Source organism: Ekhidna sp., from assembly GCF_964218185.1.
Classification (GTDB): Bacteria; Bacteroidota; Bacteroidia; order Cytophagales; family Cyclobacteriaceae; genus Ekhidna.
Genome location: NZ_CAXPLV010000007.1, coordinates 121,183 through 137,560 on the forward strand (window position 1 = coordinate 121,183; position 16,378 = coordinate 137,560).

The window sequence follows — 16,378 nt, forward strand, 5'->3', positions numbered from 1 at the left end:
TATGACAAGAGCAGAGGAAAAAGCAAAACAATGGCTCAGCGCAGCTGAGATGGATCAGGAATCAAAAGATCAGATCAAAGAATTGCTTGGGAATGGGGAAGATTTGGAAGAAGCATTTCTAAACGATCTGGAATTTGGGACAGGAGGTCTACGCGGCATCATGGGCATTGGCACCAACCGCATGAACAAATACACGGTTGCTATGGCCACTCAGGGGTTTTCTAATTACCTGAAGAACCAATTTCCCACTGGAGTATCAGTAGCAATAGCTCATGACAGCAGAAACAATAGCCGATTCTTTGCAGAAACAACCGCCAATGTATTTTCTGCCAATGGCATCAAAGTTTTTCTATTCGAAGAACTCCGACCCACACCTGAACTTTCCTTCGCTATTCGGCACCTTGGATGCCAGGGTGGTGTAGTTTTGACCGCCTCTCATAACCCAAAAGAATACAATGGATATAAGGCATATTGGTCAGACGGAGGCCAATTAGTACCACCTCATGATAAAAATGTGATCGATGAGGTAAAAAAAATCAATTCACTGGAAGAAATAAATTTCAAAGCAGATCACTCGCTTATTCAATCAATAGGATCAGAAATTGATGATGCCTATCTACAAATGATTAAGGGGCTTTCACTTTCTCCGGAGGATATCAAAAAGAATAGCGATCTAAAAATTGTCTTCTCTTCCATCCATGGTACGGGAATTACCATGGTTCCTCGAGCTTTGACCGAGCTTGGATTCAAAAACGTACATACGGTTAAAGAACAAGAACAGCCTGACGGCAATTTCCCTACCGTGATTTATCCAAATCCGGAAGAAACGGAAGCAATGTCATTGGCACTCAAAGAAGCCGAAAAAATTGATGCGGATATGGTCATGGCAACTGACCCGGACGCTGACAGAGTGGGGATCGCCTTGAAAAACTCAAAGGGTGAATTTCAACTCCTCAATGGAAATCAAACCGGCTCATTACTTGTGTACTACCTATTGAAAAAATGGAGTGAGAAAGGCTTGAGGGGTAATGAATACATCGGGAAAACGATTGTAACCACTGAGCTTATTCGTGATATAGCAACCAGCTTCAATACCAACTGCTACGATACACTCACCGGCTTCAAATGGATTGCAGATATGATCCGCAAAAAAGAAGGTAAGGAAGTGTTCATTGGTGGTGGTGAAGAGAGCTATGGATATATGATTGGTGAAGCGGTGCGAGACAAGGATGCAGTTGCAAGCAGCGTAATGATCGCGGAAATGACTGCCTGGGCAAAGGGTAAGGGCAAGAGCCTATTTGATCTGCTAATTGATATTTATAAGCAATACGGATTTTATTATGAAGAACTCAAATCCATCACCAAAAAAGGTCTCAAGGGTGCCGATGAGATTAAGAAAATGATGGAAGATTTCAGAAACAGCCCTCCCAAAACGTTAGCGGGTTCGGAAGTGGTTGAGATCGTGGATTATGCCGAAGGACAAAAGAAATATGCGGACGGAAAAAAAGAATCGATCAATTTTCCAAAATCAAATGTGCTTCAATACCTTACCGCAGATGGCACAAAAGTGAGTATCAGACCATCAGGAACTGAACCTAAAATAAAATTTTATTTTTCGGTTATGAGCGATATAGAATCAGATGATTATTTCGAAACCGAAAATAAATTGAAACAAAAAGTTCATAAGTTGCTGAATGACATGAATTTGTGATCCATTCACAAATTATTGGATTAAATAGATCAAAAGTGTTAATTTGCGAAGATTAGAAGGATGGTATAAACTAGTCTTTTTATATAGAGAGTCACCAATCTAACCAAAAACTGAATTGAATAGCGTATTACTAAATTTTTTGCTTGTAGTCGTTGGTTTCGTCCTCTTGATTAAGGGTGCAGATTACCTCGTAAACGGAGCTTCTTCTTTAGCCAAACGTTTTAATGTTTCTGATATTGCTATTGGCCTCACAGTAGTAGCCATGGGTACCTCAGCACCAGAGCTTGTTGTAAATATCATTTCTGGTTCAGTTCAGGATGGTGGCAGTGGCGCCAATGAAGTTGTTTTTGGGAATATTATTGGTTCAAACATTTTTAATATTTTCCTGATTCTGGGGATAGCCAGTATCATTTATCCATTGACCGTTGAAAGAAATGCCCTTTGGAAGGAGGTACCTTACTCACTTCTGGCAACTTTCATCTTTTTTATCCTTGTAAACGATGCGCTATTCTTTGGTGCAGATACGAATTCACTTGATGTAAAAGACGGTATCATTCTACTCGTAATGTTCGCATTGTTTCTGGTTTACATTTTCATGAATCTGAGCAGGAACCCCGAAGCAGAAGTTGAGGACATAGAAATACACGGGAGTCTTAAAACAACCGTCATGATCGCATTGGGGATCGTAGGTCTTGTATTTGGTGGTAACCTGATCGTAGAAAATGCAGTGACAATTGCTAAATTTTATAATGTTAGCGATAAAATGATTGGCTTGACCATCCTTGCTGCAGGTACATCTCTTCCGGAATTGGCCACATCAGCTGTAGCAGCCTTTCACAAAAAATCAGACCTTGCAGTTGGAAATATAGTAGGCTCCAATATTTTCAATCTACTGTTAGTCCTTGGAGCAACGGCTATCGTTCATACACCATTGGTATTCACACCTACCTTGAACACCGATCTTTATATTGTTATGATTGGTACATTCATGCTATTCATCTTCATGTTCACACTTAACAAGTACAAACTTGATCGCGCTGAAGGAATGGTTTATCTCATCGGGTTTGTGGCATATTCTTATTATCTTTTTGTAAGGGAAGATATCCTTCCCGGGCTGTTCTAAAACATCTCAAACATGCTTCCAAAAATTGACCCAACGACCACCAAGTCATGGGCAAAACTGAGTGCTTTTGCCTCCGATAAAGCTGACATTCAAACTTTGCTGAAAGACGAATCCCGTTTGAGTGATTTCACATTCAATCTGGAAGGTCTCCATCTTGACTTTTCGAAAAATGAAATTTCGAAACCAGTTTTTGAACATCTCATTGAGCTAGCTAGTGAATGTCAGTTGTCATCAGCAATCAAGGCTATATTTTCAGGTGAAAAAATAAACGAAACCGAAAACAGAGCGGTACTTCATACTGCTTTAAGAGCTGGAAAAAATGAGGAGGTCATTCATGAGCTGGAAAAAATAAAGTCTTTTACCACAAGATTGCACAATGGTGAGTGGACGGGATATTCAGGTCGTCAGATCACAGATGTTGTAAATATTGGAATTGGGGGATCTGATTTGGGTCCAAAAATGATTAGCCATGCTTTAAGACCATATTGGAAAAAAATAAACTCACATTTTATCTCGAATGTGGATGCTGCACAGATGGTTGAAGAGCTGGAAGGATTGAATCCTGAAACAACCCTTTTCATTATTGCATCAAAAACATTCACAACACAGGAAACAATCACCAATGCTCTCTCAGCAAGAAAGTGGTTTTTGGGAAATGGGGGCAATGAAGACTCAATCAGCAAACATTTTGTAGCTGTGAGTACGAATGAAAAAGCAGTGAATGATTTCGGTATATCAAGCGACAACATGTTCGTATTTTGGGACTGGGTTGGTGGACGATTTTCGCTCTGGTCTTCTATTGGCTTAAGCATCGCTTGCGCTGTTGGATATGAGGCTTTCATGGAACTATTGAATGGTGCAAGAGTCATGGACAATCATTTCGAAAATGCTGAGCTAAATCAAAACTTACCGGTTATCTCAGCCATGATTGGGATTTGGTACAATAACTTCCGCAATTATGACTCAATGGCTATCCTGCCATATGATCATAGACTAAGATACCTTCCATCGTACCTCCAGCAGGTAGATATGGAGAGTAATGGCAAGTCTGTAGATAGATCGGGTAATAAAGTAAGCTATCAAACCGGCCCAATCATCTGGGGTGAGCCCGGAACAAACGGACAGCACGCCTTCTATCAACTAATTCATCAGGGAACGAAGGTTATCCCCTGCGACTTTATTGGAGTAGCAAATCCAGCTCATGATCACCTTGATCATCATGAAAAACTTCTGGCAAATTTTTTCGCACAATCAGAGGCACTCCTAAAAGGCAAAACTCGGGAAGAAGTCCTCAAGGAGTTGGGAAATGTCGAAGCTAAGGTTCTAATCAACTCGAAGATATTTGATGGAAACAGGCCTTCCACCAGTATTTTGATGGACCAGCTTTCCCCATTCAACCTCGGTATGCTAGTTGCATACTATGAACACAGAGTGTTTGTGCAGGGAGTGATCTGGAACATTTTCAGCTTTGACCAGTGGGGTGTGGAACTGGGTAAACAGCTATCTAAACCCATCTTGAAAGAGATCAAAGCTGGAGAAAAAGGTGATCATGACGCATCTACCAATTCTCTTATGAAACGCTATCAGGACATGCGCAAGTAACCTGCAATTATCCCGGTTGCAATTCCTACATTAAGTGATTCTGCTTTCCCGTATCGGGGAATTGTAATTTTGCCATCCAGACTATTTATAGTCGTTTGGCTGATCCCATTTGATTCACTTCCCATAACCATCACTACAGGTGACTCTACATTTAGTGATTGCAATGCCTTCCCTTCCATATCAGCCGCATAGACAGGTAAGTTGTTGGAGTTATAAAACTCATTCAAATCCATGGTATAGACTCTCAGACGCGTGAAAGACCCCATAGTACTGTTGATTACCTTAGGATTATAAAACTCAGCGCACTCTGGTGAACAGATCAATTGTTTAAATCCAAACCAATCGAGTGTACGAATAATGGTTCCTAAATTCCCAGGGTCGCTTACTCCATCTAAGACAAAAATGTGATCTTCAAAATCCAACGCATTCGCCTTTTGATCTTTCATTTTAGCAACCGCCATTACATCTTCATTGGTTTTAAAGGTACCTAGCTGTGATAGTAAATCAGGGCTTACTATTTCGTTTCTATACCTCCCGGTTTTTAGATTTTGAGAAAAGTATTCTTCCGTTCCTAAAATCATCTCCACCTCAAAATCAGAACTGATCAACTCTTGCACATTTTTTGCTCCTTCTACCAAAAAGCATTTCTCACGAGTGCGGTACTTCTTAACTTTGAGCGATTTTATAAATTTCTGTTCCTTCCTAGAGAGCATCTGATTTGAAGCGATTTTTTAAACTTAGCCAAATATCACTATTCGCAGGGATTTTCCTTACTTCTTGCCTTGGCTCTAAGTTTTTAAAAGACGATCAGCAGATTTTAGCCAAACAAAAAATCAATGGGCTGTCTGGCTCACTAAAAGATGATGCCGCTGCTCTATATGATCAACAGCGCAATAGTCGTGTAATCTTTGGCTGGTATCCTTTCACCCATCTTGCACATCTATATAAGCTAGGAGAAAACGGCTGGATTTTTAAAGGCTATGATCAGCAAAAAGCGGTTGCTCAACGAGACTCTCTGGCTGTAAAGTATGATCGTAAAATTGCGAATGCAACTGAAGATAAGAAAAAACAAAAGCTTAGGAACAAGAAGGCAAAAAAGTACGACAAGAAGAATCGTAAGGTAAAGCAGGGCAATCAGTTGATGAGGTGGGGTGAGCCCCTTGCCATATACGATCACAACAGCTCGATATTAACTACCGAAAAAATAAGCCAGCTACTTCAGTCAAATGGATACTTTGATGCTGAGGTTCAGATAGACACGGCAACCTACGATAGCCTTGGAGCTGTGGGTAAGTTCGGAAGAGATTTAAGAAACTGGGTAAGTGGCTGGTTTGGTGAAAAGGATCGCTATGTCAATCTAGAGTACAATGTAAACCTAAACACCCGGTACGTTATTGATTCGATAGAATATGCCATCGAGGATACGGTATTGCAGGCGCTCATTTTTGAGAATATTGACAAATCTCCTTTGGAAAAAGGGTATTATGATCAAAAAACTCTGACTGAAGAAAGAGACTTTATCTATGACCTTGCTGTGAATAACGGATACTACGAATTTTCAAAGCAATACATCGGATTTCAAATTGATTCGGTACAACTTGGAAAGGACACAGTAATTGTGAGAGAGGTGATTAAAAACCCTCCAGGAAGGAGAGAGCACAAAATATTTTATCTGGACTCTATTGTTTTTGTATCCAATGCCAGCGTGAGCGAAACATTCCAACGAACTGAAGAAAAGTATAGGGATATCACTTTCAGCTTTGCAAAAAACAGATATTCAAAAAAGGTGCTAGAGTGGCGAATACCCCTGGAGCAAGATGATCCTTACAGTAGAGACCTGACCATTGAAACGCAGAGGCAGCTCTCCTATCTGGACAATTTCAAGTTTATCAATATCAATTATGATACAACCGGAAATTACTTTGTGGCCAACATCTTTACATCACCGTTCGATAAATACCAGACGTCCAGTGAATTTGGTTTGTCCAGAACACAAGGTAGGCCGGGTCCTTTCGTCAACATCAACCTTAAGAATCGAAACACTTTTCGAACACTTGAGATTTTGAGTTTTGATGCGAATGCAAAGCTGGAGGATCTTCAATCAGTTCGGGAAGATTCCGGTTTCGAAGGAAACTATACATCAAGACAGTTCGGCGCAGAGGCAGCCATTAGCTTCCCTCAATTTCTATTTCCACTAGGATCATACTATAAAAACAAAATAGGCCGATTTAACCCCAAAACAAGGGTTTCATTTGGATTTTCATTTGAGGATAGGGTAGACGAATATCGAAGGCTGACCTATCGTGGTACCTGGTCTTATAGTTGGCAGGTAAGAGATCAGATAAAATACATTCTTACACCTATTCAGCTCAGTTTAACAGATGCTACAACTACACCAGAGTTCCAGTCATTTCTAGATGATCTTTCGGAGGATAACAATCCTTACGCACTCGCTTTCGAATCCGCAATTGTAAGTACAACCGCCTTCCAGCTCGACTTAAGTATCGGAGACTATAGCAGCGGACAAGATGGTGGATACATTCGATTTAATGCAGAACTAGGTGGAAACCTAACTGACTTTCTGGGCGGTTCATTATTCAGTGATAGTTTAGAAAGGTATCAATTTGCAAAATCACAAATCGACTTGAGAAAAATTGAACGCCTTACAAGAAATACAAACCTCGCCTTCCGCCTGAATGTCGGGATGGCATACCCGTACGGTGATAACCAGTCACTTCCTTATGAAAAATATTTCTTTGCTGGAGGTAGTAGTAGTATACGAGCGTGGAGGCCGAGACGTCTTGGTCCTGGAGCATATGGAGTTTATTTGAATGATACGGACGGAAATCCCACGGACGTGATTGATTACAGACGTGAGCAGCGGGGAGAGTTGCTCATTGAGTCTAGTATCGAATTAAGACAAGACCTGGTGGGTTTTTTAGAAGGCGCAGTTTTCGTTGATGCAGGAAATATCTGGCAGGTTAGAAATTCTTTGGTTGGAGCTGATGCTGAGGGTGATGATGGAGTCTTCCATTTTGATAGCTTCATGGAAGAAATGGCAGTTGGAACCGGGATTGGTTTACGTTTCGACCTGCAATTTTTGATTTTCCGAGTTGATCTGGGAATGAAACTCTTCGACCCGGCACAGAAGAAGGGAGAGCGTTTTGTAGGCAATGAAATCTTCTCCAACTTCAGCAGAAACTCCGAAATAAATATTGGTATTGGATATCCTTTCTAAATGGACACAATTACAAAAGAAGAAATCGCTAACTGGTTTAAAGGGCTGCAAGATACAATTTGTAACTCCCTTGAATCCCTAGATGGCAAAGCGAAATTCAAGGAAGATAAATGGGATCGACCAGAAGGTGGTGGCGGAAGAACCAGAGTGATTAAACAGGGGAATCTAATTGAAAAAGGAGGAGTAAACTTCTCCGCAGTTTCCGGCCCTACACCTGAAAAAATATTGCAGGCTTTAAAACTAGACAAGGCTGATTTTTTCGCCACAGGAGTATCCATTGTTCTGCATCCACAAAATCCATGGGTGCCCATAATTCACATGAATGTGCGGTACTTCGAAATGAGCAACGGCACCTGGTGGTTTGGGGGGGGAATAGACCTGACACCTCATTATGTGATCCCGGAAAAGGCTAAGAATTTTCACCAACACCTGAAAGATACTTGCGACAAACATTCACCAGCCCTCTACCCGAAATTTAAAAGTTGGGCGGATGACTACTTCTACGTCAAACATAGAAATGAAACAAGGGGTATTGGTGGGATTTTCTTCGACCGCCTTTCTGATGCGGACGGAAAAACGAAATCAGATCAGTGGAAGTTTGTACAGGATGTTGGAGAAACCTTCATCCCAGCATATACAGATGCTGTGAAAGGACTGAATGAAAAACTGTGGTCAGATACTGATAAAGACTGGCAGAAAATCCGGAGAGGACGATACGTAGAATTCAACCTCGTTCATGATAAAGGAACCAAATTCGGGCTGGATACCAACGGACGGACAGAATCAATCCTAATGAGCTTACCACCAGAAGCTAACTGGGAATATGATCACCAACCTACCACAGAGCTTCAAAAACAAACATTGAAGGCATTAAAAAAAGGAATTGACTGGGTCAAATAACCAAATCAATGCCTTTCAATCAATTTTGATTTTTTCCTATAGAAGGTTGAACTTCTCCATAAGTGACTCTTTGTAGGAAGCACCAATCGAGAAGGTCTTCTCTCCTATGTGCACCTGCAAATCCTCAATCTTATCGATCTTATCTCTGTTGATGATATAGCTTCTATGAACCCGACTGAAGATACTCTCCGGCAGTCGCTTCTCGATCCCCTTCATAGTATGGTGAACAATGTGTTTCTTGCCGCTTGCCGTGTTGAATATTACATAATCTGCTAAAGCTTCCACAAATAGGATATTGTCATAGCTTAGTCTGAACAGCTTACCGTCACTTTTCACATAGATGTGATCCTCCTGCTCAGCCAGTAACTTCTCTTTCTCAAGGTTTTCTTTCACCTTGTTCACCGCCTTCATGAAGCGCTCGTATTCTACCGGCTTTACCAAATAGTCTGCAACCGCATCTTCAAACGCTTCAATGGCATACTCCTTTTTAGATGTAACCAGGATTACATTGTAAGCATGCTGGAGAGACTTTACCAGGTCCAGTCCACTCATGCCCGGCATTTCTATATCCAGAAAAACCACATCCACATCATTGGCACTTTCACCTAATAAAATATCTGATGCTTCCTGAGTGTTGTCCAGATCGTGAGTGAGAACAAGGGAGTCTGTTTTGTCAATAAATTTCTTAATTACGAGACGCGACATTTTGTCGTCATCTACCACCATGCAATTCAGTGCCATTATTTTCTATTTAGGATTAGGTGAATATACTTTCCGATTATATCAAATTCAATATTTACAACACTACCAACTGCTAGCTGATTGAAGTTGGTATATTCAAATGTATATGGAATTATCGCCACAGAAAAGGTTTTTTTATCAACGTTGAAACAAGTGAGGCTGGTACCGTTAATACAAACACTCCCTTTTTCCACTACCAACCCCTCTTCCTCAAGCTTAAAAGTAAACAACCAGCTACCATTCTCATCTTTGATTGAGACCACCTCTGCAGTTGTATCCACATGGCCCTGCACGATGTGGCCGTCAAATCTCCCGTCGGCTTTCATGCATCGCTCCAGATTAAAATTATCACCCACCTTAACAAAACCAATGTTTGATTTCTTTATGGTCTCGTCGATAGCGGTCACCCAGTGTTTTCCTTTATCTACCTTAGTAACTGTCAGACAGACACCATTGTGAGAAACACTCTGATCGATTTTTAACTCATCCGAAATCGGCGATGAAACACAAAAATCCACATTGGTTCCATTCTGGTTAATTTCTTCTACTTTCCCTACCGTTTCAACAATTCCTGTAAACACGCTGATTAAATTTGAGCTTCAAAATAAGTGAATTGGAAGATACCTACAAGCATAAGGGATTACGAAAGCAATTGGTTTTGGAAATTGCAAAAAAAGGCATCACTGATAAGTCCATTCTCAACGCCATCAATAAAATTCCACGTCATTTCTTTTTTGATAAAATTTTTGACACGCATGCTTACGAAGACAAAGCCTTCCCAATTGACGCAGGCCAAACCATCAGTCAGCCATTTACAGTTGCTTTTCAAACACAATTGCTAAAAGTAAAACCGGGAGATAAAATCCTGGAGATTGGTACCGGATCTGGGTATCAAGCTAGCGTATTGGTAGAGTTGGGAGCTCAGGTCTACACTATCGAGTATCAAAAGAAATTGTATCAAAAAACCATCCGCTTCTTACCTAAGCTGGGATATCAACCCCACATGTATCAGGGGGACGGTTCCAAAGGAATGCCTCGTTTTGCACCTTATGATGGTATCATAGTGACGGCCGGAGCGCCTTCAGTTCCTGAGGAATTGATACAGCAACTCAAAATTGGTGGACGCTTAGTAATCCCGGTTGGGAACAATGACATACAATCTATGGTTTTGGTTCAAAAAGTGGACGAAAACAAAATAAAAAAGAAGCAATTCAACAATTTCAGCTTCGTACCTTTGCTCGGAGATCGAGGTTGGTCCACATGAATAGGCGAAATCAATATGAAAAAGATAAAAAATCCGAAAGACTCTTTTGTAACCATGACCGAACTGGTGCTCCCAAACGACACCAATGGACTGGATAATCTTATGGGAGGGCGTTTGATGCATTGGATGGACATTGCGGCAGCCATTGCAGCGCAAAAGCACTCCAACAGAATTGTGGTGACAGCATCGGTCGACAATATCTCTTTTTCAGAGCCCATCCGAAAGAGCAATACTGTTACAATTTCCGCTTTTGTAACCCGGGCATTCAACTCCTCTATGGAAGTTTACCTTGAAGTGGTTGCAGAAGACATACCTGCCGACAAGAAAGTACATACAAACAGAGCATTCTTCACTTTTGTAGCAGTGGATCAGTCAGGTAAGCCAATTGATATACCTCAATTGGAACCGGAGACTGAGTTTGAAAAAGAGCTATACGAAGGAGCGCTGAGAAGAAGACAACTTAGACTTGTGCTGGGTAAGCGAATGAAACCTAGTGAAGCCAAAGAACTAAAGTCTATATTTGATATGGAAGACTGATCTCCATGGAAAAGGAACATCTGCATTTACTCATCCACGAAGAAATCTACCGACTATCGTCGGACGAGGTTATCACTGGTGAGGCAGTGGTTGAAGAAATGTCCACTAGCGAGAATCTGCAAGAGAATGAGGTTGCTGAACCAGAGTCTGAGCCTATCGCTAAGCAGGAGGACGCAAAAGGTGAAACTGAAACGGTGAACAAAGACGAAACGGAGAACGAGCCGAAACAGGAATCACCTGCAATCCCAATCCATGAGGTGGAGGAGCCGACAGAAATTCCTTTTGCCATATTCCACAGTAGCACCGATGAGGATGAAATCGCCTTGCTGCAAAAGATCATCGATGCATGCAAAGTGCCCGCCGATGATTATAAAATCTTTGGAAATGGATTTGACCAATCGGTGCGATTCAAAAAAGCACTCGTATTCATAGAAAAAGCTAAAGCCTTCTACTCTCCCATCCCCTACAAGGGCAGTGAGTTTCTCTGCTCTAAACCACTAACTGATCTGGCAAAAGACCAGAATGAGAAAGCCAAACTATGGGGAGCATTACAGAAGTTTGTACTATAACTCAGAATAGGTATGAACAACAACGACATCCTTCGACGTATCCGCTATACCTTTAACCTTGGTGATGATAAAGTCATCAAGCTGTTCAAGCATGGGGGCAAGGAGGTGACTCGTGAGCAGATCAGTGACTGGCTTAAGAAAGATGATGATGAAGCTCAAAAGCCGATCTATGACGTAGATCTGGCTGCTTTTCTTAATGGACTAATAATCAAACACCGTGGAAAAAAAGATGGTGAAACGCCCAAACCGGAAAAGAGCCTCAACAATAATCAGGTCTTCCGTAAACTCAAGATTGCCTTAAACCTGAAAGATGAAGACATCATTGCCATCATGAACCTGGCCAATTTTGAGGTGAGCAAGCATGAGATCAGTGCCATCTTTCGCAAGCCTACCCAAAAGCAATATCGCGTTTGTAAGGATCAGTTTCTCCGAAATTTTCTTCAGGGTCTTCAGATAAAATATCGAGGGGAGAACAAATCGGAAAAAGAAGACAAGCCCACTGCAAAGGAGGAGAGGCCTCTTTCAAAGAAGCCAACTGTACGAGTCATCACTCGTCCAAAGCGGGATTAATCATTTAAATTTCCTTTCTCTCTCGTTCTTAGCCTTTTTCAATTTAGCCAGGGAGTCGAGACTTAAACCCACAGATGTTACAATCATGGCACCTCCGATATAATAAGGTCCTTTCATCACCTGATACGGATCGTCGGGGTTTGAATCATTGATACTTTCCACCAATCTCCCCATTGCATTTGCAGCCAAACCAAGCACCAAAATACTACCTCCAACTATCCCAATTACATTCGCCTTTGAACGCCTTTTTACAGCCTGATTCAAATACAAGTTGATAGTTGGATCATCCCAACTGTACGTGCTGGTATTGAATCCATTTTCATTAAGCCACTTTGTTCTATTCTTCTTGTAAGGATTTTCCAACCTTAAAATGGTCTCGGCTTTTAGAGTATCTGATTCCTGAGCATGTAATCGAGAGCAGAAAGTTAGAATCAAAATCAGAATGAAGATGGTGGTGAGGATAGGTTTCATGTTTATAATTTTAAATAATTCTATCTCGCATATCGAGCGTCCTTGGCATTTCTAAGTTGATTGTTCGCATCCATTTTTAATCCAATGGAAGTCATAACAAAAGTTCCTCCTATCAAATAAAATGGATTGATTGTTGATTTTGATTCTACTGAATTACCGCTCGAACGAACAACCCCCGCTTGAATGCTGGTAAGCACTCCAATAAAAAGAGCAGCCCCTCCTATAAAGCCAAATGCATTTCCGGTAGATCTATTTTTTACAGCACGATCCAGGTGTAAATTGATTACTGGATCACTCCAATCATAAGAGCTAGTGTTAAAATCATTACTATTAAGCCATTTACTCTGATTTTTCTTGTAAGGATTTTTCAACCTCAAAATGGTCTCGGTTTTTGTGGTATCTGATTCCTGAGCATGTAACCGAGAGCAGAAAGTTAGAATCAAAATCAGAATGAAGATGGTGGTGAGGATAGGTTTCATACATACATGTCAACTAATGGTTCTTTTACCCCTAATATCCAAGATGTAACTTCTCCTCATTTCCCAAATCAGGAGAGTAGAGACGCGAAAGTCATCCACTTTTGAGAAAAACTCAAAAGAACAATGAAACAGAAACGACTACTATTTTCGATTGCATGTATGAGTGCAGGCCTTTTCGCCCTTGCACAATTTCACACCATGAAGATTCCTCAGCCCAGCCCCAACGTTACAGAAACCCAAAGGCTGGGTATTACTGACATCACTATTGACTATTCATCTCCTTCAACCAAGGGAAGGAATGTTTGGAACGATGTTGTTAACGGCTATGGAGATCCTAACCTGGCCTGGCGGGCAGGTGCCAACATGAACACCACCATTTCATTTTCCACCGATGTGACTATCAATGGCAATGAGTTAGAGGCAGGATCATATGGCTTCCATATCGACATTGCGGATAATACATTCACGCTCATGTTTGCTCACCACGACAACCAATGGGGAAGCTATTACCTGGATAGAGATGAGCATGTTTCTCTCAAAGTAGACGTAGAAAGTGAGGATTGTCCATTCTCAGAGCAACTGGATTATGAATTTATCAATCGAACGGATAGCTCGCTTGTGATTGCGCTGGAATGGGCCGAACGTAGGATTCCCTTTACCGTTGGAGTGAACCTGAATAAGACGGTGATTGAGAATTTTCGGTACGAACTGCTGGGCATCAATACATATCGCTGGGAAGCCTGGAATGATGCAGCCAGGTGGTGCCTGAATAGGGATACAAACCTGGAAGAGGCACTAGCATGGGCCAACCGATCCATTAATGGAGGGTACAATGGTTTTTCTGCCAACAAAAATGTGACGAACATGACCACCAAAGCACAGATACTGAATCGTTTGGATAGAAAAGATGAGTTCGATCAAACCATCTCCGAACTGTCCGACATGGACATGAATCCAGGTGAAACTAATGGGTTGACCATTTTTCTTTTACGGATAGGGAAACCTGACCCTGCTTTGAATATTCTAGATGCAGCAATTGGTCAATATCCAGACGCCTGGTATTTAAAGCTAAACAGGGCACTTTCATACTACTTTCTCAATAATTCCAAGAGAGCTTTAAAGGAGCTAGCTGTTGTGCAAAGTGAAGCCCCTGAAAACTTTCAGCCAAGATTGAAAGAAATCAAGTCAGAAGTTGAAAACGGAACGTACAAACTACCGGGCACCTGAAAAGCTATGCAGACATCAAAGCAGTCTTTTGGTACTCTGTAGGTGTCTGACCAGTTACCTTTTTGAATGAAGCATAAAATGCTGAAGGTGAAGCAAACCCCACATCATAAGCCAACGCTTCAATTTTCAAATGCTCCTTTTTCGGATCGAGGAGCATTTGTTTTATTCTCTCTATCCTGAAATGGCTCAACGTCTCCGGAAAAGATCGTCCGTACAGGTGTTTGACTGCCCGTGTCACCAGATAAGAAGGAATATCAAGCCGAGAAGAAAACTGCTGCAGATTAATACCTGATTCTTTGAAAATCTGATGATCTTCAAAAGCTTCCCTCACAGTAGCGATGGTCTGATCAGGCAAGTTCACCGAAATTCCTTTGGTGAGGATACCAGCCTTAAATGATTGAATGAAAATCCAGTAAAGAAAAACAGTAGCAATGATGGCACCCCACGCATAATCCATCATAGAATCGGCCAGATGCTGGTAGACAAGTGCCAGCCAAATCCCTGTCACCATGATTAGTACGTTTCTGTTCAACACATTGCTCTCGGATTTGCTCAGATAAAACCATGAAAATGTCAGGTAGATTAAGAGTACTCCGGTAGCAGATTGGTATAAATAAGTCTCCCAGGGACTTGGAGAAACCAGAAAGCATGCGACCGCCCCTAACACAGGCAATAGAAAGTGCCAGCTGTTTTTCCATTGAAAGGAGGACTTTCCGGAAATCATAAAATAGGTCAATGGCCCAATGGAGGCAAGACCAAGAAAGCCAGCAGCCAGCCCGAAGGGTGCCATATCGTTCAGGAGAAAGAAAAAAATTGACTTTCCTACTCGCAATCCCACTGCGAGCAAAATCAATCCAAGCCACAAATACTGTGAATTTTCTTTCCGTTTTATAAATAGAAAAAAGGAGGAAAGAAAAAGCGCTAGCCCTACAGCGCTACCAGCTAATACACCAAAAAGCCCGATTGTATTCATGAACTAAAGTACGCCAAAACACAAATCAGGTTTGATTTTTAGGGGTTATTAATGTGAGAATAGTGAATGTGACAGGGCAAAGGGTACACTGTAAAACACCTCCAAATTTTGTTTTGCAAAACGGTATATTTGAGATAATTAATAAAACACACAGATATTTCGTTTTGCACGGGTTTGTGTGCGTTGTATTATAGTTATCTGGTATATCTCCATGAATAAAATAATCCTCCTAATCTCTATTTGTATTCTATTTTCTTGCGACTCTTCAACTGAGGTTAGAAAATACTGGAATAACGGTGAACTCAAACTTATTGGCAGAGAAAAAGATGGTAAGAGAATTGGCAAATGGATTAAGTATACTGCTAACAATGACACCATGGAAATTCAGTATTATGAAGATGGTGTCTTGGTAACACTAGATGAATATGCACACGTAGGAGACTCAGCCACTAAAGCAACCTTAACTCAACGGTCCAACTTCTTAAACTCTAATCTCCATGGAACTCATTTACTATTTCATCCGAACGGACAGATTGATAGAAAAGGTCAATTTTTGAATGGTCAGAAGGTTGACACATTTTTCCATTATCGTAATAATGGCTTTATGCATCAGTTTACTGTCTACGTCGACGATTCCGTTACCACTCAGTACCAATACTGGCCAAATGGTGAATTGTTCATGCGAGCTGAGAATTTCATGAACGGCCTCCATTACTTCTATGACTCTCTTGGTACAACCGAATTTGTAGTCAGGATAACATCTGATGAACAATCATACTCGATGGATACACTCGAAATAAACACCAGATAACAAGCACTAGCAGGCATATGCCGGAGTGCTTTCTACATATTTCAGTACGACTAGACCGCTACACTGTCCATTCTGCTACTTTTATTTCCCCTTCCTCCTTTTCGTCTTTCTGGCTTGAGACTTTCAAAACGCAATGCTTCGTAGTTGCCTTTTGTAGGGGTT

General features: G+C 41.3%; 17 protein-coding genes. 11 read left to right on the plus strand and 6 right to left on the minus strand.

What is annotated here, in order from left to right; all coding sequences use genetic code 11:
- The first annotated feature begins 1 nt into the window (after position 1).
- The 3 genes from ACEQZT_RS12055 to pgi all read left to right on the plus strand — a co-directional run bounded on the left by ACEQZT_RS12055 (position 2) and on the right by pgi (position 4,436).
- Positions 2-1,711 carry a phospho-sugar mutase gene (locus ACEQZT_RS12055; protein ID WP_370089692.1) on the plus strand — a complete coding sequence of 570 codons (1,710 nt, stop codon included), beginning with the start codon at positions 2-4 and terminating at the stop codon, positions 1,709-1,711.
- 115 nt (positions 1,712-1,826) lie between these two features.
- Positions 1,827-2,834 carry a calcium/sodium antiporter gene (locus ACEQZT_RS12060; protein WP_370089693.1) on the plus strand — a complete coding sequence of 336 codons (1,008 nt, stop codon included), beginning with the start codon at positions 1,827-1,829 and terminating at the stop codon, positions 2,832-2,834.
- Between the two features lie 12 nt (positions 2,835-2,846).
- A complete protein-coding gene (gene pgi / locus ACEQZT_RS12065) occupies positions 2,847-4,436 on the plus strand; it encodes a glucose-6-phosphate isomerase (RefSeq protein ID WP_370089694.1) in 1,590 nt (529 codons plus the stop codon).
- Here pgi and ACEQZT_RS12070 read toward each other — a convergent pair.
- Positions 4,418-5,149 (minus strand): TrmH family RNA methyltransferase, encoded by a 732-nt coding sequence (locus ACEQZT_RS12070; protein WP_370089695.1) that lies wholly within the window; start codon positions 5,147-5,149, stop codon positions 4,418-4,420. The two genes, pgi and ACEQZT_RS12070, sit on opposite strands and share 19 nt — an antisense overlap.
- 5 nt (positions 5,150-5,154) lie before the next feature.
- On the opposite strand from ACEQZT_RS12070, the gene ACEQZT_RS12075 reads away from it, so the two are divergent.
- Complete coding sequence (locus ACEQZT_RS12075) at positions 5,155-7,674, plus strand: BamA/TamA family outer membrane protein (RefSeq protein ID WP_370089696.1); 2,520 nt, start codon at positions 5,155-5,157, stop codon at positions 7,672-7,674.
- The gene (hemF, locus tag ACEQZT_RS12080) at positions 7,675-8,574 is read left to right on the plus strand and encodes an oxygen-dependent coproporphyrinogen oxidase (protein ID WP_370089697.1); all 900 of its coding nucleotides are present in this window, start codon (positions 7,675-7,677) and stop codon (positions 8,572-8,574) included.
- A 36-nt stretch (positions 8,575-8,610) separates the two neighbouring features.
- On the opposite strand, the gene ACEQZT_RS12085 is transcribed toward hemF, so the two are convergent.
- Both ACEQZT_RS12085 and ACEQZT_RS12090 read right to left on the minus strand, forming a co-directional pair.
- Positions 8,611-9,315 carry a LytR/AlgR family response regulator transcription factor gene (locus tag ACEQZT_RS12085; protein ID WP_370089698.1) on the minus strand — a complete coding sequence of 235 codons (705 nt, stop codon included), beginning with the start codon at positions 9,313-9,315 and terminating at the stop codon, positions 8,611-8,613.
- Positions 9,315-9,896 (minus strand): riboflavin synthase, encoded by a 582-nt coding sequence (locus tag ACEQZT_RS12090; RefSeq protein WP_370089699.1) that lies wholly within the window; start codon positions 9,894-9,896, stop codon positions 9,315-9,317. The genes ACEQZT_RS12085 and ACEQZT_RS12090 overlap by 1 nt, the downstream gene beginning before the upstream one ends.
- A gap of 23 nt (positions 9,897-9,919) precedes the next feature.
- Between ACEQZT_RS12090 and ACEQZT_RS12095 the strand changes: the two genes are divergently transcribed.
- Genes ACEQZT_RS12095 through ACEQZT_RS12110 form a run of 4 tightly spaced genes read left to right on the plus strand, consistent with a single transcriptional unit; the run spans position 9,920 to position 12,255 of the window.
- Positions 9,920-10,579, plus strand: coding sequence for a protein-L-isoaspartate(D-aspartate) O-methyltransferase (locus ACEQZT_RS12095; protein WP_370089816.1), 660 nt, complete (start codon positions 9,920-9,922; stop codon positions 10,577-10,579).
- A 15-nt stretch (positions 10,580-10,594) separates the two neighbouring features.
- Positions 10,595-11,116 carry an acyl-CoA thioesterase gene (locus ACEQZT_RS12100; RefSeq protein WP_370089700.1) on the plus strand — a complete coding sequence of 174 codons (522 nt, stop codon included), beginning with the start codon at positions 10,595-10,597 and terminating at the stop codon, positions 11,114-11,116.
- Between the two features lie 5 nt (positions 11,117-11,121).
- Positions 11,122-11,685, plus strand: coding sequence for a hypothetical protein (locus ACEQZT_RS12105; RefSeq protein ID WP_370089701.1), 564 nt, complete (start codon positions 11,122-11,124; stop codon positions 11,683-11,685).
- A gap of 12 nt (positions 11,686-11,697) precedes the next feature.
- Positions 11,698-12,255, plus strand: coding sequence for a DUF1456 family protein (locus ACEQZT_RS12110; RefSeq protein ID WP_370089702.1), 558 nt, complete (start codon positions 11,698-11,700; stop codon positions 12,253-12,255).
- Here ACEQZT_RS12110 and ACEQZT_RS12115 read toward each other — a convergent pair whose 3' ends face one another.
- Together ACEQZT_RS12115 and ACEQZT_RS12120 are read right to left on the minus strand one after the other, a co-directional pair.
- Positions 12,256-12,726, minus strand: a complete 471-nt coding sequence (locus tag ACEQZT_RS12115; protein ID WP_370089703.1) for a hypothetical protein — start codon at positions 12,724-12,726, stop codon at positions 12,256-12,258.
- Positions 12,727-12,746: 20 nt separating this feature from the next.
- Complete coding sequence (locus ACEQZT_RS12120) at positions 12,747-13,205, minus strand: hypothetical protein (RefSeq protein WP_370089704.1); 459 nt, start codon at positions 13,203-13,205, stop codon at positions 12,747-12,749.
- A gap of 123 nt (positions 13,206-13,328) precedes the next feature.
- Here ACEQZT_RS12120 and ACEQZT_RS12125 point away from each other — a divergent pair, with 123 nt between their 5' ends.
- Positions 13,329-14,432 carry a DUF2911 domain-containing protein gene (locus tag ACEQZT_RS12125; RefSeq protein WP_370089705.1) on the plus strand — a complete coding sequence of 368 codons (1,104 nt, stop codon included), beginning with the start codon at positions 13,329-13,331 and terminating at the stop codon, positions 14,430-14,432.
- 4 nt (positions 14,433-14,436) lie between these two features.
- On the opposite strand, the gene ACEQZT_RS12130 is transcribed toward ACEQZT_RS12125, so the two are convergent.
- On the minus strand, positions 14,437-15,405 hold the full coding sequence (locus ACEQZT_RS12130) for a helix-turn-helix domain-containing protein (protein WP_370089706.1): 969 nt from the start codon (positions 15,403-15,405) through the stop codon (positions 14,437-14,439).
- Between the two features lie 211 nt (positions 15,406-15,616).
- Between ACEQZT_RS12130 and ACEQZT_RS12135 the strand changes: the two genes are divergently transcribed.
- Complete coding sequence (locus ACEQZT_RS12135; RefSeq protein ID WP_370089707.1) at positions 15,617-16,216, plus strand: toxin-antitoxin system YwqK family antitoxin; 600 nt, start codon at positions 15,617-15,619, stop codon at positions 16,214-16,216.
- Positions 16,217-16,378: the final 162 nt, after the last annotated feature.

Excerpts from the sequence above, each read along its gene's own strand:
- ACEQZT_RS12130 (WP_370089706.1), bottom strand. The coding sequence starts at position 15,405 with ATGAATACAATCGGGCTTTTTGGTGTATTAGCTGGTAGCGCTGTAGGG.
- ACEQZT_RS12105 (WP_370089701.1), top strand. The coding sequence starts at position 11,122 with ATGGAAAAGGAACATCTGCATTTACTCATCCACGAAGAAATCTACCGA.
- pgi (WP_370089694.1), top strand. The coding sequence starts at position 2,847 with ATGCTTCCAAAAATTGACCCAACGACCACCAAGTCATGGGCAAAACTG.
- ACEQZT_RS12125 (WP_370089705.1), top strand. The coding sequence starts at position 13,329 with ATGAAACAGAAACGACTACTATTTTCGATTGCATGTATGAGTGCAGGC.
- ACEQZT_RS12120 (WP_370089704.1), bottom strand. The coding sequence starts at position 13,205 with ATGAAACCTATCCTCACCACCATCTTCATTCTGATTTTGATTCTAACT.
- ACEQZT_RS12115 (WP_370089703.1), bottom strand. The coding sequence starts at position 12,726 with ATGAAACCTATCCTCACCACCATCTTCATTCTGATTTTGATTCTAACT.
- ACEQZT_RS12100 (WP_370089700.1), top strand. The coding sequence starts at position 10,595 with ATGAAAAAGATAAAAAATCCGAAAGACTCTTTTGTAACCATGACCGAA.
- ACEQZT_RS12070 (WP_370089695.1), bottom strand. The coding sequence starts at position 5,149 with ATGCTCTCTAGGAAGGAACAGAAATTTATAAAATCGCTCAAAGTTAAG.
- ACEQZT_RS12055 (WP_370089692.1), top strand. The coding sequence starts at position 2 with ATGACAAGAGCAGAGGAAAAAGCAAAACAATGGCTCAGCGCAGCTGAG.
- ACEQZT_RS12135 (WP_370089707.1), top strand. The coding sequence starts at position 15,617 with ATGAATAAAATAATCCTCCTAATCTCTATTTGTATTCTATTTTCTTGC.
- ACEQZT_RS12110 (WP_370089702.1), top strand. The coding sequence starts at position 11,698 with ATGAACAACAACGACATCCTTCGACGTATCCGCTATACCTTTAACCTT.
- hemF (WP_370089697.1), top strand. The coding sequence starts at position 7,675 with ATGGACACAATTACAAAAGAAGAAATCGCTAACTGGTTTAAAGGGCTG.
- ACEQZT_RS12085 (WP_370089698.1), bottom strand. The coding sequence starts at position 9,315 with ATGGCACTGAATTGCATGGTGGTAGATGACGACAAAATGTCGCGTCTC.